Below are 21,205 nucleotides of genomic sequence, written 5' to 3' on the forward strand. Positions count from 1 at the left end.
AATTGGGAGGCGCATAGTATATCGGCCAATCGCCGCCGGTGGTCGAGCGCCGGCTCGAATGAAAGCGCCGTGTAGGCTTGTATCGGTTCGCGACGATCGATGGGCCGATCGTTGCGCGGACACGCATCGGAGTCCGGATGAACGTCGCCGCCGGTTCCGGGATCGTATCCTCATTTCCCCGTGCACGGGGAAGCGACGCGAACCGCCTATGCGCGTCGCGCGGCCGCCATCCGCGCAATCGCGCCGATCGCATCGCTGACGAGCACCGCGAGCAGCCCGACGATCACGCCGCCCTGCAGCACGAACGCGGTGTTCGACGTCTGCAGGCCCGCGATGATCACGTCGCCGAGTCCGCGTGCAGCGACCGTCGAGCCGATCGTCGCGGTGCCGAGATTGATCACGACCGCGAGCCGGACGCCGTTGACGATTACCGGAAACGCGAGCGGCAGCTCGACCGACACCAGTTGCTGCCAGCCGCTCATCCCCATCCCGCGTGCGGCGTCGACGACATCGCGCGGCACGTCTTCGAGCCCCGCGATCGTGCTTTCGAAAATAGGCAGGAGCCCGTACAGCACGAGCGCGATCAGCACGGGTTTCAATCCGAAACCGACGGCCGGCACCGCAAGTGCGAGCACCGCGACCGGCGGGAAGGTCTGGCCGATATCGACGACGCTGCGCGCGACCGGCAGGAAATCCGCGCCGGCCGGCCGCGTGACGAAGATGCCGGCCGCGACCGCGACAATCGTGCCGATCGCGCTCGACAGCGCGACCGTGCCGAGATGCGCGAGCGTGAGGTCGAGCAGGCTCGCGCGATCGTAGATGACCGGCGCGCCGTTATCCGCGAACGGCGCGAACAGCCCCTGCAGCCATGCAGGGCGCAACAGCAGCACGAGCAGCAGCGCGAGTGCGGCTGCTCGGGCCGCATACGCGGGCAGCCGCCGGCGCAGCGCCGAACGCGTTGGCCGCACGCCGTGCGTCGTCATGCGGGCTTCCTCGCGTGCTCGCGGATCGCGTCGAGCGTGATGCGGCGCGCGTCGCGGCCGCCGCCGTCGTCTACCGGCAGCGCGTCCGCACCGCGCCACAGCAGCTCGGACACCGCATCGCGCAGCGTGCGTGTCGCGGCGATCGGTTCGCCGTCGGCATGACCGGGTTCGGCCACCGCGTCGATCGGCGTCAGCGCGAGCAGGCGCAGCGGCCGGTCGACGCCCGCGACGAGCTGCTCGACGACGCCGGCTGCCGGCTTGCCGAGAATCTCGGCGGGCGGCGCGACCTGCAGCAGCCGTCCGCCGTCCATCACCGCGATCGTGTCGCCGAGCTTCAACGCTTCCTCGATATCGTGCGTGACGATCACGACCGTCACGCCGAGGCGGCGCTGCAGCGCGAACAGGTCGTCCTGCGCCTTGCCGCGAATGATCGGATCGAGCGCGCCGAACGGTTCGTCCATCAGCAGCATCCCGGGCTCGGCCGCGAGCGCGCGCGCGACGCCGACGCGCTGCTGCTGGCCGCCCGACAATTCGTGCGGCAGCTTGTCGGCGAACTCGGCCGGCGCGAGATGGAACAGGTCGAGCAACTCGTTCACGCGCGCTTCGATGCGCGCCGGCGGCCAGCCGAGCAGGCGCGGCACGGTCGCGATATTGCGCGCGACGCTCCAGTGCGGAAACAGCCCGTGCCCCTGGATCGCATAGCCGATGCCGCGCCGAAGCTGCTCGGGCGCGACGGTGGCCGTATCGACGCCGTCGATGCGGATCGTGCCGCTGGTGGGCGCGATCAGCCGGTTGATCATGCGCAACAGCGTCGACTTGCCGCTGCCCGATGCGCCGACGAGCGCGGTGATCGTGCCGCGTTTCATCGTCAGCGATACATCGTCGACGGCGGCGACGTCGCCGAAGCGTTTGCCGACACGTTCGATCTCGATCATCCTGCACGCCCCTTCGCGAGCGACGTCGCGGCTTCGAACACGACGGCGGCCGCCAGTGCGAGCGCGATCGTCGGGATCGCGCCGAGCAGCACGAGATCGGCGGCCGATTGCCCGATCCCCTGGAAGATGAACGTGCCGAACCCGCCGCCGCCGATCAGCGCGGCGACCGCGGTCAGGCCGATGTTCTGCACGAGCACGATGCGCACGCCGCTCAGGATCACCGGCAGCGCGAGCACGAGATCGACGCGCAGCAGCCGCTGCGCGCGCGTCATGCCCATCGCGCGCGCTGCTTCGGTCACGTGCGGCGGCACTTGCTCGAGCCCGACCACGACGCTCGATGCGATCGGCAGCAGCGAATACAGGAACAGCGCGAGCACGGCCGGCGCGACGCCGATCCCGCGGATGCCGAGCGCGGCCGCGAGCGGCACGTGCGCGGCGAGCAGGCCGAGCGGCGCCATCATCAGCCCGTACATCGCGATGCTCGGGATCGTCTGCACGATATTGAGCACGGGCATCGCGACGGTGCGCACCGCCGCGATGCGCGCGCACGCGATGCCAAGCGGCACACCGGCGACGAGCGCGGCTGCGACCGAGCCGCCCGCGAGCGACACGTGCCGGGTCGCTTCGCGCCAGAAATCGTCGCTGCGCACCGCGTATTCGCGCATCACGGAGAGGCCGTCCCACCAGCCGCTCGCGAGCGGCACCGAGATCGCCGCAATCGCGACGACGAGCGCGACGAGGCGCCGCCACGGGCCGAACGCGAGCCGCGCGAGCGCGTCGGCGACGAGCACGGCCCACGCGAACAGCAGCAGCCAGGCACCGGCGGCGGGCGACACGCGCGCGAGCATGTCGTCGGGCGCGACGACGTGCGTCGCGGCCGCACCGACCGCATACGCGAGCGTTGCGAGCCACGTGCAGCCGGCCGCGAGCCGCCACGCGGGGCGGCTCGCCGTCATCGCCCACAGCGCGCCGGCGATCCACAGCGCGGCGAGCGCAGCGCCCTGCACGGCGGGCAGCGCGGCAAACACCGACAGCCCCGTGCCGGCCGCGATCCGGTTCGGCCGCAGCACCGCGAACGGCATGCCGAGCACGGCGACGATCGTCAGGACACCGATCAGGATGCCGACCTTGTCGGGTATCACGCGCCGCGCGGACGCCGCCGCGCGACCCGTCATTTAACGAAGCCCTTCGATTTCAGGTAGCTTTTCGCGACACCTGCCGCCGGCTCGCCGTTGATCTGGATGCGCGCGTTCAGCGCCTGCAGCGTCTTCAGGTCGAGGCTTGCAAACACGGGCTGCAGGTAGTCGGCGATCTGCGGATGCGCTTTCAGCGCGGCTTCGCGGATCACGGGCGTCGGTGCATAGACCGGCTGCACGTGCTTGTCGTCGTCGAGCACCGCGAGGCCGCTCGATGCGATGCCGCCGTCGGTGCCGTAGACCATTGCGGCGTTCACGCCGTCGGTCTGGTTCGCGGCGGCCTTGATCGTCGCGGCCGTGTCGCCGCCGGACAGCACGACGAGCTGCTCGGGCTTCAGCTTGAAGCCGTACGCCTTCTCGAACGACGGCAGTGCGGACGCGCTGTTCACGAATTCGGCCGACGCCGCGAGCTTCAGCTTGCCGCCGCCCGCGATCCACTTGCCGAAATCGGAGAAGGTCTTCAGATGCTGCGACTGAGCGACAGGCGCGAGCACGGCGACGCCCCACGTGTTGTTCGCGGGCGCAGGTGCGAGCCACACGAGATGGTTCGCCGCGTAGTCGAGCTTCTTCGCGGTGTCGTAGCCCTGGCTCGCGTTCTTCCACACCGGATCGTCGGCCTTGTTGAAGAAGAACGCGGCATTGCCGGTGTATTCGGGGTAGATGTCGATCTCGCCGCTCGTGAGCGCCTTGCGCACGATCGGCGTCGTGCCGAGCGCGATCTTTTCGGTGACGGGAATGCCGTGGGCCTTCAGCACCTGCGCGATGAGGTTGCCGAGCAGGTTGCCTTCGGTGTCGATCTTCGACGACACCACGACGGGCGTGTCGGCGTGCGCGCCGGGCGCAACGAGGGCGGCGGCGAACGCGAGGCCCAGGATCCGGGCGGGCAGGGCGAGTTTCATCGGGGCCAATCTCCAGGACGGGGGGCGTACGCCGAAAGTTACTTGACTGAGCCGGCTTTGGCAAACCGCGTGCGGCGGCGTGCCCACAGCCCGTGTGGGGATAACCCGCATCCGTCATGCGGGCTTGCTACACTGAAATCCGTTCCCGCCTGCGGACACTTGCTGACATGAAACCCGAGCTGCTGGTCCTCATCGCATTGCGCGGCGACGCGCATCGCGAGATCGCCGCGTCGTTCGACGTGCGCTACGCCCCGACCGCCGAAGAACGCGAACGCGCGATCGCCGAACACGGCGGCACGATTCGCGCGGTGCTGACCAACGGCAGCACGGGCCTCACCGCTGCCGACATCGATCGTCTTCCGCAACTCACGTTCGTCAGCGCCCTTGGCGCCGGCTACGAGCATATCGACGTCGCGCATGCGAAGGCGCGCGGCATCACGGTCGTGACGGGCGCCGGTACCAACGACGATTGCGTCGCCGATCACGCGTTCGCGCTGCTGCTCGCGGCGGTGCGCGGTGTCGTGCGGCTCGATGCGAAAACCCGCGCCGGCGTATGGCGCGAGGGGCTGCCGATGCCGCCGAACGTGTCGGGCAAGAAGCTCGGCATCGTCGGGCTCGGCAAGATCGGCGAGAAGTGCGCGCGCCGCGCGGCCGGCTTCGACATCGAGATCGGTTATCACAACCGGTCGGCGAAGCCTGTTCCTTACCGCTATTTCGACCGGCTCGACGCGCTCGCGCAGTGGGCCGATTTCCTGATCGTCGCGACGCCGGGCGGCGCGGGCACGCGGCACATGATCGACCGCGCGGTGCTCGACGCGCTCGGCCCCGGCGGCTTTCTCGTCAACGTATCGCGTGGCAGCGTTGTCGATACCGCTGCTTTGGCGGACGCGCTGCGCGAAGGGCGCATCGCGGGTGCGGGGCTCGACGTGTATGAAGGGGAACCGGAGCCGCCGCGCGCGCTGACGGATCTCGACAGCGTCGTGCTGACGCCGCACATGGGCGGTTGGTCGCCCGAGGCGCTCGACCGTTCGGTGCAGCAGTTTCTCGACAACGCCGCGCGGCATTTCGCGGGGCAGCCGGTGCTGACGCCCGTTTGAGTCACGGTTGAATCAGGTTTTTCGGAGATAGAACAGCGCGGACGGCGACCGACGTCGAGGAGACGTCGGCCGCCGTCCGCTTTGCGTCATGCGCGCCCGCTCACGACGAAGCCGAAACCAGCGGCACCGTCACCGACGTGCCGGCCGGATCGAGCGTCAGGCCGGTGCCGGGCGTCGGCCGCAGCGTCGCCTCGTTGTCGCTGGACAGCACGACGAGCCCCAGCCGGTGGCCGGCTTCGAGCTTGTAGTCGCGCGGCATGAACGTCAGCTTCAGGTCGTACGGCATCCCGGGCAGCACGGGTTCCGACAGCCAGTCGGACAGCCGGTTGCGCGGGTCGGTCCAGGCGCGCGTGACGATCGTGGCCGTGCCGTCCGGTGCGCGGTCGACCAGCAGCGCCGTCACGTTGGCCACCCCCGTGAAGGTCAGCTTGACACGGGCCGTCGCGGTGCCGGACAGGCGCGTGGCGGCCGTGAACGGCGCGGTCTCGAAGCGGCTGCGGTTTTCGCCGGTCGGCGCATTCGCCAGCGTGAGCGCCGTAATGCGCGCATCGTCGGTGAAGCGTGCGAGCGGGCCGCCGGTCGGCATCCGCAGCAGCGTGCCGGTACTCGCGCCGTCGCCGCCCGCGAAATACGAAACCTGCGTCGCATGGCGCGCGGCCCAGTCGGCCTCCTTCAGCAGCTTGCCGTCCGCCTGCTCGATCACCGCGCGCGGATCGTGTTCGACACCGTTGTCATAACCGATCAGGTAGCGCGTAAACCACCGGTTCACCTCCGCGGTCCACGCATCGGCCATCGCCGGCACGCGCGTCGGATCGGTGTGCTTCAGGCGGTGCAGCCACAGCTGCGTCGGCACGCCCTGGCGCCGCATCGCGAGATACCACGACGTCGACTGGTCGACACGCACGTTGTCGTCGGTCAGCCCCTGCGCGACGAGCGCCGGCGCGGCCGCGAACGCGGTCGGGATGTCGCGCGCGGCCCAGAACGGCGAATAGTCGCCGGTCGTGCGGTTTTCCTTCTGCAACGCTTCGTCGATCAGGTGCGTGCAGCGCTCCGGATGCGCGTTCGTCAGCAGCGCCTTGATGTACACGTCGACGTCCTCGCCCTGATAGCCTTCCGGCGCGCGCACGAGCCCGCCCGAGCGGTAATAGCCGTACATGTTCGACAACCCGGCGACCGGCACGATCGCATCGAGCCCGCGCGTGCGCAGGCTTGCGACCATCTTCGGCAGCGTGCCGTCGTACGACACGCCGTACATGCCGACGTGGCCCGTCGACCAGTTCGCGACGACCGTCTTGCCGCTCGCGTCCTTCGCGGTTGCATCGCGGCCGAGCCAGCGGATCACCGACGCCATCGCGACCGATTCGTCGCGCGTCAGGATCGTCGGGCAGCCGTCCGAGCCGGCGGTGCCGAGCGAATCCGCATAGACGATCGTGAAGCCGCGCGGCACGAAGTAGCCTTCGATCCACGAGCGCCCGGCGGCGGCCGCTTCGAGCTGCTGCAGCATTCGCGTCTGCGGTGCGGCGGCCATGATGCGCGCGGACGTCGATGCCGACGCGGATGCGCTTGCTGCCGGATGCGGCGTGCCGTCGAGCTCGACGTCGACGTCGTGGTTCGGGCTGTCGGCGAGCCCCGCGTAGTACGGGCTCGCGAGCACGATGACGGGCGTGCGTGCGCCGTTCGCGGTTTCGGCCGGGCGCACGATGCGCACGTGGATGCGGTCGCGCGTGCCGTCGCCGTCGGAGTCGACCGGCGTGTCGACCCACGCGTTCTCCTCGATCGTGCCGCCCGACAGCGACGGCTGCACCTGGCCGTTCGCGATCACGGGCCGGTAGCGTCCGCCGCTGGCCGGATTGGCGTACGGGACGCCGGACGGCGACATGCGTGACGCCAGCGACTGCGTATCGGCCGCCGATGCGGCGGCCCCCTCCTGTTGGCCTTGCGCGAGCGCAGATGCCCCCACCACGCTGCCGCCGTCGTCGCCGCCGCACGCGGCGAGCGTCGTGGCCGCAACGAGCGCGGGAAGCCATGCGCGCCGCAATCCGGTTCGATGAAAGTTCATTGTCGACCTCATTCTTGTTTGTGATTGTCCGGAACCGGCCGGCCCGCGATATGCCCCCTGCGGCCTGGCCGGGTGCTGCATCGGATGAAGCTGAACTGCGACTTCGAAAGCGCCGGGCGAGACGCCCGGGTGCCACGGCCGGTGTCGGCGCACGTTGCGCGGCGCGCCACCCGGCGAGCGTCGGGGCGGCTGCATCCCCCGACCGGAAAGCGTCAGCGCGGCGGCCGGTTCGGGCCGCGCGGCCGAAGCGATATCGGCAGCGTGATGCGAATACAGGAGTGCGAATCAAATGCGGGCATGCCCGACCTTCCTTCAGGTTTCAGATGAAACGGAACGGCACGATGCGATGAGGCGGGGGTGTTGCGAACGACAGTGCTGCAACGGCAGGAAAGCGCGACGCGTGTCGGCATGGCTGGCCGGATTTCTTTCCGGAAGCTTGCGCAAACTTATCTCAGTGAAATCTACGTGTCAAACTTTTTTAGTTTGTGTCAAACAAAGTTTCGATGTGTGCGCACGGCACGCGGCCACCAATCCTTGCGGAATCGGTGTCAACTTCGCTGGCATCCATCCGCAAACCATCAAAAACAGTCTGAAAGGAGGGAGAGGGCCATGACGATTTCGGTCACGCCGGACGACGGCAACAGCGTCGGTTTCCACGACATCGCGTAACGCCCGCGCCGGACGCCGCGCCTATTCGTCGCGCAGCGCTTCGGCCGGCCGCACTCGCGCAGCACGCCAGCTCGGGTACAGCGTCGCGACGCACGACATCAGGAACGCGGCCGCGGCGATCTCGATCACGTCGATCGCCGCGAGCTTCGACGGCAGCGAACTGAGGAAATACACGGACGGTGTCAGGAAGCGGATGCCGAGCAACTGCTCGATCGCCGGCAGCACCCACGGGATGCTGACCGCGATCGCGCAGCCGAGCGCGACGCCCGCCAGCATGCCGGCGAGGCCGATCGTCATCCCCTGGATCGCGAAGATCTTCGTGATCGACCCGGGCGGCGCGCCGAGCGTGCGCAGGATCGCGATGTCGCCCTGCTTCTGCGTGACGGTCATCACCAGCGACGACACGAGATTGAACGCGGCGACCGCGACGATCAGCATCAGGATCAGCGACAGCATGCGTTTCTGCAGCCGCTCGGCTTCGAACCACGTACGGTTCTGTCGCGTCCAGTCGCGGATATAAAGATCGCCCGACAGCGTGCGCGACAGCGCCAGCGCGATGTCCGGCGCGCGCTGCAGATCGTCGAGACGCAACCGGATGCCGGTCGGCGCGGGCACGTTGAACAGCTTCCGCGCATCGCTGATGTGGATGTACGCAAGCGCGCTGTCGTATTGATAGTGGCCCGACTCGAACGTGCCGACCACGTTGAACTGCCGGAACCGCGGCAGCGCATCGTCGATGCGCGCGCTGTTGCCGGGCGCGAAGAACGTGATGCGATCGCCGATCTTCACGTGCAGCGCGTCAGCCAGCGCGGCGCCGAGCACGATGCCCATCTCGCCCGGCACGAGCGCGTCGAGGCGCCCGGTCTTCAGCTTGCGCGCGATCTCGGACACGCGCGGCTCGAGCACGGGATCGATGCCGCGCAGCGCGACGCCCGTCACGCTGCCCGCGTTCGTCAGCAGCGCCCGCGCGTCGACATAGGGCGCGACGGCGCGCACGGCCGGGTTCCGCAGCGATTCGTGCGCGGTGAGCCGCCAGTCGGGCAGCGCGCCGGACGGCGAGAAGATTTCCACATGCGCGAGCACCGACAGCATCCGGTCGCGCACCTCGGTGCGAAAACCGTTCATCACCGACAGCACGACGATCAGCGCGGCGACGCCGAGCGCGATGCCGGCCATCGCGGCGCCGGCAATGAACGACACGAAGCCGTCGCCGGCCGAGCGCCGGCCGCCGCGCGCGTAGCGCAGCCCGATCTGCCATTCGAACGGGAGTTTCAAGCGATTTCCTTTCAATTCGATACGAACCACGTCGAGCCGCGCATTCTAGCGAACGCGGCGCGAGTGCGTGCAGAGATCGGGGGGCGGGCGGAACGGCTAGCCGACCGGCTGGTCATTCGCCTGCGTTGCGCGCCGACACGCCGATATTTCCATCGTTTCGGCTCTGACCCATAATGTCGGCCAGCATCCGGTCGAACCAAACATTCCAAGCATTCACGGCGCAACCAGGGCCGCGCCGTCACAGACCAATAAATCTCGGGGTACGTCGCCGCAGCCGGCAGCACGTCCTTGACAAGGAAATAACAAAATGGATTTGCTGCGTTTCCTGCTGCTCCTGCCGATTCGCGCGGCGGGCTTCGTCTGGCGCCTGCTCGGCCGCGTGCTGCGGCCGCTGGTCGGCGACGTATCGTGGACGGCGCCCGCGTGGGCGGGCATCACCGCCGCGGCCGTGCGCCGCCGCCCGTGGCATGCCGGCGGCATCGTGCTGCTCGCGGCCGCGCTCGGTTACGGCGGGTACTGGTTCAAGCATCGCCCGAAGCCGCCGGAGCCCGAGACCGTCGGCTTTACCGTGAAGGCGCCGGCGATCACGACCTACGAGGTCGACGACAGCGACAAGCCGAAGATCACCGTGCATCCGCTCGAAGTGGCGTTCTCGCGATCGGCCGCGCCGATCGAACTGGTCGGCAAGCCGGCCGGGCAGGGCATCGAGATGACGCCCGCGCTGAAGGGCGCGTGGGAGTGGGCCGACGACAAGACGCTGCGCTTCACGCCGGCGGCCGATTGGCCGGTCGGTGCGCACGTTGAAGTGCGCTTCGCGGTGCGCCAGGTGTTCGCGCCGCAGGTGACGATGCACGACGACCATTTCGCGTTCGACCTGCCGGCGTTCACCGCGCAGTCGGGCGACAACCAGTTCTACCAGAACCCCGACAATCCGGCGGAGAAGCAGGCGCTGCTGCAACTGCGCTTCAACTATCCGGTCGATCCGGCCGAGTTCGAGAAGCGTATCGGCCTCGTGCTGGTCGGCCGTGACGGCAAGACCGTGTCGCCGCTGCGCTACACAGTCAACTACGACAAGATGAAGACGAGCGCGTGGGTCCATTCGCAACCGCTCGAGATTCCGAAAGATCCGCTGTCGGTGCGGCTCGACGTCGACAAGGGCGTGAAGAGCGCGCGCGGCGGCGACGGCACGCCGGCGGTGCTGCACGCGTCGGTCGGCGTGCCGGGCCTCTACAGCCTTTCGATCGGCAACGTCGCGCCGACGCTTGTCGACAACGAGCGTTACGAACCCGAGCAAGTGCTCGTCGCCGAAACGTCCGACGGCGTGCGCAGCGCCGATCTCGCCGCGCGCGCGAAGGCGTGGGTGCTGCCGAAGCGCAAGCCGGGCGTCGATCAGTCCGACGACGATCCGCCGTACGAATGGAATGTGGCCGACATCAGCGACGCGGTGCTGAAGCAGTCTAAGCCGCTGCCGCTCGCAGCGGTGCCGACCGAGAACGACTTCGCGACGCTGCAAAGCTTCAAGTATCACGCGACGCCGGGAGACCGCATCGTCGTGCGTTTCGAAGGCGACCTGAAATCGGCCGGCGGCTATCTGCTCGGCGCGCCGGTGACGACCGCGTTCACGGTGCCTGACTATCCGAAACTGCTGCGCTTCATGGCCGACGGCTCGTTGCTGTCGATGAGCGGCAGCAAGCGGCTGTCGGTCGTATCGCGCAACCTGCCGGGGATGAAGATCGAGATCGGCCGCGTGGTGCCCGACCAGCTCCAGCATCTGGTGAGTTTCAACAACGGCACGTATGCGCGGCCCGAGCTGTCGTATTCGTTCAGCGAGGATCACATCGTCGAGCGCTTCGTGCAGACGCGCGCGTTCCCGGCCGGCGACCCCGGCAAGGCGCATTACGAAGGCATCGATCTCGGCCAGTACCTGAAGGGCGGCAAGCGCGGCGTGTTCCTGCTGCACCTGTCGAAGTACGACCCGGCGGCCGAAAAGAAGAAGGCCGACGATGCGAAGGATGGCGATGCATCGTCGGGCGACGGCAGCCAGGATCAGTCCGACAACGCCGATTCGGGCGACAGCAACGGCAACGGCGACGACAGCGACAACGCGCTCGGCGACACGCGCCTGATCGTCGTGACCGATCTCGGGATGCTGGTCAAGCGCGCGCTGGACGGCAGCCAGGACGTGTTCGTCCAGTCGATCCGCAACGGCCGTCCGGTTGCGGGTGCAACCGTGTCGGTGCTCGCGGTGAACGGTCAGACGCTGTTCTCGCAGACTACGAGCGCCGACGGCGTCGTGCATTTCCCCGCATTCAAGGGGCTCGACCGCGAGAAGCGTCCGCAACTGTATGTCGTGAAGAAGGACGGCGACCTGTCGTTCCTGCCGGTGGCCGGACGCGATCGCCAGCTCGATTTCTCGCGCTTCGATGTCGACGGCGAACGCAACGCGACGGGCCAGGGGCAGCTGTCCGCGTACCTGTTCTCGGATCGCGGCCTGTACCGGCCCGGCGATCCGTTCCACATCGGCCTGATCGTGCGCGCGGCGAGCTGGGCGCGCAGCCCGGCCGGCGTGCCGCTGCAGGCGGAGATCGTCGACCCGCGCGGGATCACCGTCGAACGCAAGCCGGTGACCGTCGACGCGACGGGCTTCACGGAGCTCGGTTATACGACGGCCGAAACGTCGCCGACCGGCACGTGGACGGTCAACCTGTACATCGTCAAGGACGGCCAGCCGGGCGCCGAGCCGATCGGCAGCACGACGGTGCAGGTGAAGGAGTTCATGCCCGACCGGATGAAGGTCGACGCGAAGCTGTCGCAGCAGGTCGTCGAAGGATGGGTGAAGCCGAAGGGGCTGAAGGGCATCGTCGATGCGCAGAACCTGTTCGGCACGCCGGCCGAGAAGCGCCGCGTCGCGGCGACGCTGACGCTGCGCCCGGTGTGGCCGTCGTTCCGCAGCTGGCAGGGCTATCGCTTCTTCGATGCACGCCGCGCGAGGGAAGGCTATACGACGACGCTGCAGGACGGCACGACCGACGACAAGGGGCATGCCGAGTTCGACCTCGATCTCGACAAGTACGCGGATGCGACCTATCAGCTCTACTTCCAGGCGAAGGCGTATGAAGCGGAAGGCGGGCGCAACGTCGCCGCGAACGCGCAGACGCTCGTGTCGAACAACGACTGGCTCGTCGGCTACAAGTCGGTCGACGATCTCGGCTACGTGAAGCGCGGCAGCCCGCGCACGGTGCGGCTCGTCGCGATCGACCCGGGCGCGAAGGCGATCGACGTGAAGGAATTGCGCGCACAGCTCGTCGAGGAACGCTACGTGTCGGTGCTGACCAAGCAGGATTCCGGCGCGTACAAATACGATTCGCGGCTGAAGGAAGTGCCGGTCGACGAGAAACCGCTGACGATTCCGGCGGCCGGGCTCGACTTCGCGCTGCGCACCGACAAGCCGGGCAGCTATGCGCTCGTGATCCGCCGCGCGGACGGCACCGCGGTGAACCGGATCGAGTATTCGGTTGCGGGCGACGCGAACGTCACGCGTTCGCTCGACCGCAACGCCGAGCTGCAGGTGAGCCTCGCGAAGCACGACTACAAGCCGGGCGAGCAGGTCGAGATCGCGATCCGCGCGCCTTACGCGGGCAGCGGCCTGATCACGATCGAGCGCGACAAGGTGTATGCGCACGCATGGTTCCATGCGGACACGACGAGCTCGATCCAGCACATCACGGTGCCGGCCGGCTTCGAAGGCAACGGCTACATCAACGTGCAGTACATCCGCGATCCGTCGTCGGACGAGATCTTCATGAGCCCGCTGAGCTACGGCGTCGTGCCGTTCTCGGTGAACCTCGACGCGCGCCGCAACGCGCTGACCATCGACGCGCCGGCGCTCGTGAAGCCGGGCGACACCGCCACCTTCACCGTGCATTCGGCGAAGCCCGCGAAGGTCGTCGTGTTCGCCGTCGACGAGGGCATCCTGCAGGTCGCGCGCTACAAGCTCGGCGATCCGCTGAAGTTCTTCTTCCGCAAGCGGATGCTCGAAGTCGGCACGTCGCAGATCCTCGACCTGATCCTGCCGGACTTCGAGAAGCTGATGGCGATGGCCGCGCCCGGCGGCGACGCCGACGACGCGATCGGCCGCCAGTTGAACCCGTTCAAGCGCAAGCGCGACAAGCCGGTCGTCTACTGGTCGGGAATCGTCGACGTGAACGGCGACACGCGCCTGAGCTACACGGTGCCCGACTACTTCAACGGGAAGCTGCGCGTGATGGCCGTGTCGGTGTCGCCGGACCTGGTCGGCACGTTCGAACGCGCGACGACGGTGCGCGGCGATTTCGTGCTGTCGCCGAACGTGCCGACGACGCTCGCACCAGGCGACGAGGCCGACGTCAGCGTCGGCGTCGCGAACAACCTGACGGGCGTCGGCAGCCAGCCGGTGCCGGTCGCGGTGACGCTGAAGACGGGCCCGCAGTTGCAGGTGATCGGGCCGGCGACGCAGAACGTCGCGCTCGCACCGCAGCATGAGGGCGTTGCGCTGTTCCGCGTGAAGGCGACCGACACGCTCGGCTCGGGCATGCTGTCGTTCGGCGCGCGCTACGGTGCGAAGGGCGCGCAGCAGCGCGTCGACGTGTCGGTGCGGCCGGCAGCCGCGTTCCGCACGCAGCTCGACATCGCGCGGCTCGATCCGGGCAAGAAGGCGAGCGTGCCGAACCTGCGGCCGATGTACGACGCGTATGCGTCGCGCGACGCGAGCATCTCGACCGCGCCGCTCGTGCTGTCCGAAGGGTTGTCGTCGTATCTCGTCAACTTCGACCACTACTGCAGCGAGCAGATGGTGAGCGCGGCCGTGCCGCGCGTGTTCGCATCGAAGTGGCTGTCGGTGCGTGCGCTGACGAGCGCGATGCATGCGCCCGAAGCCGGTGCCGATGCAGCAAATGCCAGCGCAATCACGCAGTTCGTCGGCGTGCTGCGCAGCCGGCAGAACGCGCAGGGCGGCTTCGGCCTGTGGAGCGCGACGCCGGATGCCGATCCGTTCGTGTCCGCTTATGCGATGCACGTGCTGCTCGACGCGCGCGAACGCGGCACGGTCGTGCCGAAGGACATGCTCGACGCGGGCAACCAGTATCTGCAGAGGCTCGCGGCGAACGATTCGCTCGGCTCGCTCGACCTGCTGCGGCAGCGCGCGTACGCGGTGTACCTGCTGACGCGCCAGGGCAACGTGACGACCAACAGCCTCGCGGCCGTGCAGAAGCGCCTGCAGGATGCGTATCCGAACGACTGGAAGAACGATCTCGCGGCCGCATGGCTTGCCGCATCGTATCAACTGCTGAAGCAGGACAAGGAGGCCGCTGCGCTGATCGCGGGCCCGCAGGCGCTGCTCGAACGCAAGCGTGCGTCCGACGGCGGTTACGTGGCGGGATACTACATCGATCCGCTGACGCGCGACGCGAGCGTGCTGTACCTGCTCGCGAAGCACTTCCCGGAACGCGTGCGCAAGCTGTCGCCGCGCGCGATGGACAACATCGCCGCGCCGCTGGTCGACAACCGCTACAACACGCTGTCGTCGGCGATGACGATCCTCGCGCTCGATGCGTATGCGGCGTCGAACGCGGGCCAGCTCGACCAGCTCGCGATCGACGAGGTGCGTGCGGGTGCCGCGCCGAAGGACGTGTCGTCGATCCAGGCGAACCTCGTGCGCTCGGGCACGTGGGCGGCCGGTGCGTCGCGCGTCGACTTCGTGAACGGCAGCGCGCTGCCCGCGTGGTGGGTTGCAAGCCAGTCGGGCTACGACCGCGGCACGTCGACGAAGGCGATCAAGAACGGGCTCGAGATCGTGCGCGACTACACCGATACGAACGGCAAGCCGCTCGACAGGATCACGCTCGGCCAGGAAATCGACGTGCACCTGAAGATCCGCGCGACGGGCTCGGCGAACGTCGGCAATATCGCGATCGTCGATTTGCTGCCAGGCGGCTTCGACCCGGTGATCGCGCCGCCGCCGGCGACCGACGCGCAGGACGGCGACGGCAATGGCGACGGCGGCGCGTCGGCGCCGGCGGCCGATGCACCGTGGCGCTCGCCGATCGGCGTGACGGGTTCGACGTGGCAGCCGCAGTTCGCGGATGTGCGCGAGGATCGCGTGGTGATCTACGGCACCGCGACGACCGACGTGCGCGAGTTCGTCTACCGGATCAAGGCGAGCAACGCGGGCCGCTTCGTCGCGCCGCCTGCGTATGGCGAGTCGATGTACGACCGCCGCGTGCAGGCGCAGGCGCCCGGCGGCACGACGCTGACGGTGGAGCGCGTGCGATGACGGCGCGCTTGCATTGGCCGTGCCGGGTGGCAGGAGTGCCCGCGCGTGGCTGACGCATCCGTGCTGCGGCGCGCGCTGCATGGCGCCGGCCGCTGGCTGCATCGCTGGCAGAACTGGATCGCCGGCGCGCTGCTCGTGTTCGGCGCGCTGGCCGCGTGCCGGTTGTGGCCGCATCCGCCGCTGCGCGACTGGAAGCCGTCGTCGGTCGCGGTGGTCGACGCGCACGGCCGGCTGCTGCGCCTGACGCTCGCGAAGGACGACCGCTACCGGCTGTGGGTGCCGCTCGACCGGATGTCGCCGCAACTCGTCGAAGCCGTGATGCTGCACGAGGACCGGTGGTTCCGGTGGCATCCGGGCTTCAACCCGTACGGGCTCGCACGCGGCGCGTGGATCACATACGTGCGCGGCGGCAACCCGCAGGGCGGCTCGACGCTGACGATGCAGCTTGCGCGCTCGCTGTGGCGCCTGAACACGCGCACACCGGCCGGCAAGCTCGAGCAGGTCGCGCGCGCGGTGCAGCTCGAACTCTTTTATTCGAAGCGGCAGATCCTAGAAGCCTATCTGAACGATGCGCCGTATGGCCGCAACGTCGAAGGCGCGGGCACCGCGAGCGTCGTCTATTTCGACCGGATGCCCGACGCGCTGACGCTGCCCGAGGCGCTCGCGCTCGCGGTGATTCCGCAGGACCCGGCGCGGCGCGTGCGCGGCGGGCAGGACGAGATCAACCGCGCGCTGGCCGCGTCGCGCAACCGGCTGTACACGCGCTGGCTGACGAAGCACCCGCGCGATGCGTCGCTCAAGCCGCTGTTCGCGTTGCCGCTCGCGATGCGGCCGCTGTCGGCGCTGCCGTTCGACGCACCGCACGTGGTCGACCAGGCGCTTGCCGCGCGCAGCGCATGGCGCACGACATCGGGCGATGCCGGCGCACAGCTCGTGACGACACTCGATCTCGATCTGCAGCGCACGCTCGAACGGCAGATCGCGCGCTACGTCGCTCGCAACGACACGCGCGGCGTGCGCAACGCGGCCGCGCTGCTCGTCGATACGCGCGACATGGGCGTGAAGGCGCTGGTCGGCTCCGCGAACTTCTTCGATCGCACGATCGACGGGCAGGTGAACGGCACGCTCGCGCGGCGCTCGCCGGGCTCGACGCTCAAGCCGTTCATCTATGCGCTCGGTTTCGACCAGGGCGTGCTGCATCCGCAGACCGTGCTGCGCGACGTGCCGACCGCGTTCGGCCCGTATGCGCCGGAGAATTTCGACGGCCATTTCCTTGGGCCGATCACCGCGACCGATGCACTGAACCGCAGCCGCAACGTGCCGGCCGTGTGGGTCGCGTCGCAGCTCAAGTCGCCCGATTTGTACGGCTTCCTGCAGGAAGCCGGCGTGCGCCGGCTCGCGAGCGCGCAGCACTACGGGCTCGCGCTCGTGCTCGGCGGCGGCGAAGTGACGATGCAGGATCTCGCGGCGCTGTACGCGATGCTCGCGAATCGCGGCGAGTTCAGGCCGCTGCGGCTGCGCGCGGACGAACCGGCCGCGCCCGGCCGGCGCCTGCTGAGCACGGAGGCGAGCTACATGACGATGGACATGCTGCGCCAGCACCTGCGCCCCGACGAGACGAGCGGCGCGCAGCCGTCGGGCGTGCCGGTCTACTGGAAGACCGGCACGTCATGGTCGTTTCGCGATGCGTGGACGGCCGGCGTGTTCGGCCCGTATGTGCTGGTTGTATGGGTCGGCAACTTCGACAATTCGACCAACACGGCCTTCGTCGGCGTCGATGCGGCCGCGCCGCTGTTCTTCCAGATCGTCGACGCGCTGAACGCCGAGCGCACGCTCGTCGAGCCGCCGCGCGCGGTGCCGCCGCACCTGAAGCGCGTGCGGATCTGTCTTGCAAGCGGAGACTTGCCGAACGAATGGTGCCCGCAGCAGGGCTGGACGTGGTTCATTCCGGGCACGTCGCCGATCCGCGTGAGCACCGTGCACCGGCCCGTCGTGATCGACGATGCGACGGGGAAGGCCGCATGCCCGCCGTACGACGGCAAGCATACGCATACGGAGATCTTCGAGTTCTGGCCGTCGGACCTGCAGCAGGTGTTCGTGCAGGCCGGCATTCCGCGCCGACGGCCGCCGCAGAATGCGGACTGCCGCGACGCCGGGCAAGTGGACGGCGACCCGCCGCGCATCACGTCGCCGCTGCGCGGCAGTACCTATGCGATGCGCGTGAAGAGCGCCGACGATACGCGCATCGCGTTCAATGCGACAGCCGATGCGAGCGCGCATGCGCTTTATTGGTTCGTCAACGATGCGTATGTCGGCCGCAGCGCGCCTGGCGACGCGCTGTTCTGGCAGCCGCGCACGGCCGGCGGTTATACGGTGCGGGTGGTCGACGATCATGGCCGCAGCGACCAGCGGCCGCTGGCGGTCGGGCTCGAGCAGTAGGGGCGCGCGACGAAATCGATCGCGGCGATCTCGCCCATGCGGCAGTCGAACGCGGCGAAGCCGGTCAGGTCGCCCGAGCGGGCGGTCGCTTGTGCGATCTGTCCGGACCGGCACTTCGTGCGCCGGTGCGGGCGCCGCGCGGACGACCCGCCAGCACCGATTCATGCGCTGTAGCCGATCCTCAGGACACCCCATTGCCGTCCGCCGACAAGGATGGGTGCCGAAACGTCCTTCATCAGCGCAAAGTTGCCGTTGCCCATGTCGCGCCGATAGGTCTGCAGCAGGAACGGTTTGGTATGCGACACGGAGGTGCGCGCCGTCCGGTCCGTGTAGATGCGGCGGTTCCGGCAGTTCGCCGCGTTCCATGCGGGGTCTGCGCGCTGAGGCAGCGAGAACTTCCGGTTGTGGGTCGGCAGGTAGCACTGTTTGTCGAAGCTGGCGCAATAGACGATGCGTTCGTCGATCTCGAGCACCGGCTCCTGGACGGCCGGCAGCACGCGATCGGTGAAGTCCGTGAAGCGCGTCATGAACTGCTGCGGATCAGTGCCGGGAATCGGCACGTAGTTCGCGTCGAACAGCGCGTCGAGCGCGATATCGCCGCGCGCGACCGCATCGTCGAACAGCTTGCTGATCGCGGCGGCCGTGTTCCGCGCGGTTTCGATGAAGCGCGTGTCGGGCGACTCGATGCCGGTCGCGGCCGTGAGTTCGATGAGCGTCTCCGAGACGGAGAGCAGGTTGCCGAGCCGGTCCTTGGCCTGCGAGAAGTTGTCGCTGGAATCCTCGACGCCGGACGCCATTTCGCCAACCTGCTCCTCTAGACGGAGGCATTGCGTCTCGATCTCGTCCGTCAGCGATGCGATCTGTTCGGCCTCGCCGGCGAGTTCGGTGATCGCGTGCCCCGTCGTGTGCACGACCTCGCCGATCGTGCGCGTGCCTTCGCGGACGCGATGGGCGCGCGCGGCGTTGTCGGTTCCCTCCGCGATCAGGTGTTCGGTCTGCTCGGCCAGGCGCGCGAGGGTCGTCTCGATCTGGGCCGTCGCCTGTCCGGTCTTCGCGGACAGGTTCTTGACCTCGGCCGCGACGACGGCGAAGCTGCGGCCCGACTCGCCGGCGCGCGCGGCCTCGATCGCGGCGTTCAGCGCGAGCAGGTGGGTCTGGCGGGCGATGACGGAGATCTCCTCGGACACGGCCCGCACGTGATCGAGCGCGTCGCGCAGCGCACCCATCTGGCTGCCGATCGAGGTGACGCCCTCGACGAGGCCGTGGATGTCGGCGAGCGATGCCTCGATCGTCTGTTGCGACTTCTGGACCGCGCTCGACGCATTGGCGCTGACGGCGCGCACCTGCTGCGCGGCTTCGGCGATCCGGTGGTTGCCGCGCAGCGTGACGGCGGCCGATTCGCGCAGCGTGTGGCAGACCTCCGCCTGCCTGGCGACGCGCGCGGCGACTTCCTCGACATGACCCGAGACGTCGCAGATCTCGATGCCGAGCTTGCCGGCTTGCTCGGCGATGTCGCCGACGAGCGCGCGCGACGAACGGCGGCCGCGGCCGATTCCGAAGAGGTTCACGGTGCTGGGTCTCCTTGAGGGCACGCATTCCCGGTCGTTGACGGATGCTGGGTGTGCGCTCCTGACTTGACGGCGGCGCGGCCGCCGACTTGAGGGCGGGTAAACGTCAGGATCGGAAATCCGGATTGTCGGGCCAGCGCCGCGCGTTCCGTTTTTACGACGGCCGGCTTTCGACGCGGGGGCCGGACGAGCGAGCGCCGATCGCCCGTCCGGATGCGTCGCGTCAGAAGACGTGGTGGATGCCGACGTTGGCGCCGACCGTCGTGCCGGGCAATCCGAACAATGCGCCGCCCGTGATGCCGAGGCCCGTATTCATCGCGCCGTGGTTGTTGACGACGCCGACTTGCGCGTAAAGGCCCGTGCGCTTCGACAGGCTGTAATCGGCGCCGACCGCGGCGAGCAGCGAATGATTGTGCGAATCGTTGCGATCGATCGTGTACCACGCGCCGGTGTTCAGGTCGAGGGCCGGCGTGACGCGATAGTCGAGGCCGGCGCTATACACGTTGTTGCTGAACGAACCGGCGACCTTGTAGCTCGTGAACGATGCCTTGCCGGTCACGGGCCCGAACGTATACGCGGTGCCGATCGTGCGGCCGACGAACGCGACCGTGCTCGAAACCGGCGTCGGCGACGTGCCGCCGTTGCCGTCGTAGAGCGCTGCGTTGAGCATGAAGCCGCCGTTCGTATAGGTGAGGCTGCCGGAATACTGGCGTCCCGCCTGGAAGTCCCCGGCTTTGCCGCCGAATCCGAACATCGCGCTGCCCGTCAGCCCGCCGATCGTCGGGCTCGTGTACGAAATCGCGTTCGGGTTGAAGAGGCCGGTGACGAGCACGTTGTCGACGTACGGAATCAGCGCGGCGCCGAAGTGCGAGATATTGCGAGGGTCCGAGCCGAGCACCGCGAGCACGAACGGCGAGAACTGCAGGCCGATCTTCGTCTCGCCGAAGCCGCCGTCGAGCCCGACCCACGCCTGGCGGCCGAAGAAGTTGCCGTTCGAATGGCCGAACGCGCCGTCCGTGATGTTGAAGCCGCTCTCCAGCTTGAACTTCGCGTGCAGCCCGCCGCCGAGATCCTCGGTTCCCGTCATCCCGAAGTTGGTCGGTGTCATGCCCGTGTCGGTCAGCGCGAACTGGCGGCCGGCGTTGGCGCCGGTCGTCGAGTCGAGCGACCGGCTCGTGTAAAGCAACGCCGCGTCGAGGTCGCCGTACAGCGTGATGCTGCTCTGCGCGAAGCCGTTCGTGCTCGCCGCCGCGCCGAGCAGCGCCGCGCAAATCGTCCATGTCCTGCTCTTCATCGTCTGTCTCCGTTTTTTTCAAGTTTTGTAATACGTATGACTAATCAATACTGCGATGACGGATGCGATGCATGCCGCCTGCATGCCGTGCTGTCGGGGAACACACGGCGGTGCCTCGTGCGGGCCGGAATGCGGCCGCGTGCCCGGCGTGGAGCGCGCGCATGCGACCGCGCTCCGGCGTCGCGACGAAGCGAAGCGCCCGCCGGAGTGGGGGGTGTTACATCGAACGATTCAGCTGATCGAGGATGGCCGGATTCTCGAGCGTGGACGTGTCCTGCGTGATCGCCTCGCCCTTCGCAAGCGAGCGCAGCAGGCGCCGCATGATCTTGCCCGAGTGCGTCTTCGGCAGGTTGTCGCCGAAGCGGATGTCCTTCGGCTTCGCGATCGGCCCGATCTGCTTGCCGACCCAGTCGCGCAGCGTCTTCGCGAGCGCCGCCGCTTCCTCGCCCTCCGGACGCGAACGCTTCAGCACCACGAATGC

Annotated in this window: 11 protein-coding genes and 1 pseudogene; 3 read left to right on the forward strand and 9 right to left on the reverse strand. The window is 68.5% G+C overall.

Going from position 1 to position 21,205, the window contains the following annotated elements; genetic code table 11:
- Positions 1-206 precede the first annotated feature (206 nt).
- The 4 genes from BT264_RS33685 to BT264_RS33700 are packed head-to-tail and all read right to left on the reverse strand — an operon-like array spanning position 207 to position 4,013.
- Positions 207-983 (reverse strand): ABC transporter permease, encoded by a 777-nt coding sequence (locus tag BT264_RS33685; RefSeq protein WP_072444445.1) that lies wholly within the window; start codon positions 981-983, stop codon positions 207-209.
- Positions 980-1,918, reverse strand: coding sequence for an ABC transporter ATP-binding protein (locus BT264_RS33690; protein WP_072444443.1), 939 nt, complete (start codon positions 1,916-1,918; stop codon positions 980-982). The genes BT264_RS33685 and BT264_RS33690 overlap by 4 nt, the downstream gene beginning before the upstream one ends.
- Positions 1,915-3,093, reverse strand: a complete 1,179-nt coding sequence (locus tag BT264_RS33695; RefSeq protein WP_072444441.1) for an ABC transporter permease — start codon at positions 3,091-3,093, stop codon at positions 1,915-1,917. Before BT264_RS33695 ends, BT264_RS33690 begins: the two co-directional genes overlap by 4 nt.
- On the reverse strand, positions 3,090-4,013 hold the full coding sequence (locus BT264_RS33700) for a glycine betaine ABC transporter substrate-binding protein OsmF (protein WP_072444439.1): 924 nt from the start codon (positions 4,011-4,013) through the stop codon (positions 3,090-3,092). The genes BT264_RS33695 and BT264_RS33700 overlap by 4 nt, the downstream gene beginning before the upstream one ends.
- Positions 4,014-4,180: 167 nt before the next feature.
- On the opposite strand from BT264_RS33700, the gene BT264_RS33705 reads away from it, so the two are divergent.
- Positions 4,181-5,110 carry a 2-hydroxyacid dehydrogenase gene (locus BT264_RS33705; RefSeq protein ID WP_072444437.1) on the forward strand — a complete coding sequence of 310 codons (930 nt, stop codon included), beginning with the start codon at positions 4,181-4,183 and terminating at the stop codon, positions 5,108-5,110.
- A 100-nt stretch (positions 5,111-5,210) separates the two neighbouring features.
- On the opposite strand, the gene BT264_RS33710 is transcribed toward BT264_RS33705, so the two are convergent.
- The gene (locus tag BT264_RS33710; RefSeq protein WP_072444435.1) at positions 5,211-7,169 is read right to left on the reverse strand and encodes a Xaa-Pro dipeptidyl-peptidase; all 1,959 of its coding nucleotides are present in this window, start codon (positions 7,167-7,169) and stop codon (positions 5,211-5,213) included.
- A gap of 690 nt (positions 7,170-7,859) precedes the next feature.
- Positions 7,860-9,113, reverse strand: a complete 1,254-nt coding sequence (locus BT264_RS33715; RefSeq protein ID WP_072444433.1) for a lipoprotein-releasing ABC transporter permease subunit — start codon at positions 9,111-9,113, stop codon at positions 7,860-7,862.
- A 307-nt stretch (positions 9,114-9,420) separates the two neighbouring features.
- On the opposite strand from BT264_RS33715, the gene BT264_RS33720 reads away from it, so the two are divergent.
- The gene (locus tag BT264_RS33720) at positions 9,421-15,423 is read left to right on the forward strand and encodes an alpha-2-macroglobulin family protein (RefSeq protein WP_072444431.1); all 6,003 of its coding nucleotides are present in this window, start codon (positions 9,421-9,423) and stop codon (positions 15,421-15,423) included.
- A gap of 45 nt (positions 15,424-15,468) precedes the next feature.
- Complete coding sequence (gene pbpC / locus BT264_RS33725) at positions 15,469-17,862, forward strand: penicillin-binding protein 1C (RefSeq protein ID WP_072444429.1); 2,394 nt, start codon at positions 15,469-15,471, stop codon at positions 17,860-17,862.
- A gap of 161 nt (positions 17,863-18,023) precedes the next feature.
- On the opposite strand, the gene BT264_RS33730 is transcribed toward pbpC, so the two are convergent.
- The 3 genes and pseudogenes from BT264_RS33730 to BT264_RS33740 form a co-directional block, all read right to left on the reverse strand.
- Positions 18,024-19,430, reverse strand: coding sequence for a methyl-accepting chemotaxis protein (locus BT264_RS33730; protein WP_072444427.1), 1,407 nt, complete (start codon positions 19,428-19,430; stop codon positions 18,024-18,026).
- Positions 19,431-19,653: 223 nt separating this feature from the next.
- The gene (locus BT264_RS33735) at positions 19,654-20,724 is read right to left on the reverse strand and encodes a porin (RefSeq protein WP_072444425.1); all 1,071 of its coding nucleotides are present in this window, start codon (positions 20,722-20,724) and stop codon (positions 19,654-19,656) included.
- A 217-nt stretch (positions 20,725-20,941) separates the two neighbouring features.
- Positions 20,942-21,205, reverse strand: a pseudogene (locus tag BT264_RS33740) (acetyl-coenzyme A synthetase); the annotation flags it as partial.

The organism is Burkholderia sp. NFPP32 (assembly GCF_900119325.1).
GTDB lineage: Bacteria > Pseudomonadota > Gammaproteobacteria > Burkholderiales > Burkholderiaceae > Burkholderia > Burkholderia pyrrocinia_C.

Bases quoted from the DNA above. Each gene is read 5' to 3' on its own strand.
- BT264_RS33685 (WP_072444445.1), bottom strand. From the start codon at position 983: ATGACGACGCACGGCGTGCGGCCAACGCGTTCGGCGCTGCGCCGGCGG.
- BT264_RS33690 (WP_072444443.1), bottom strand. From the start codon at position 1,918: ATGATCGAGATCGAACGTGTCGGCAAACGCTTCGGCGACGTCGCCGCC.
- BT264_RS33695 (WP_072444441.1), bottom strand. From the start codon at position 3,093: ATGACGGGTCGCGCGGCGGCGTCCGCGCGGCGCGTGATACCCGACAAG.
- BT264_RS33700 (WP_072444439.1), bottom strand. From the start codon at position 4,013: ATGAAACTCGCCCTGCCCGCCCGGATCCTGGGCCTCGCGTTCGCCGCC.
- BT264_RS33705 (WP_072444437.1), top strand. From the start codon at position 4,181: ATGAAACCCGAGCTGCTGGTCCTCATCGCATTGCGCGGCGACGCGCAT.
- BT264_RS33710 (WP_072444435.1), bottom strand. From the start codon at position 7,169: ATGAACTTTCATCGAACCGGATTGCGGCGCGCATGGCTTCCCGCGCTC.
- BT264_RS33720 (WP_072444431.1), top strand. From the start codon at position 9,421: ATGGATTTGCTGCGTTTCCTGCTGCTCCTGCCGATTCGCGCGGCGGGC.
- BT264_RS33735 (WP_072444425.1), bottom strand. From the start codon at position 20,724: ATGAAGAGCAGGACATGGACGATTTGCGCGGCGCTGCTCGGCGCGGCG.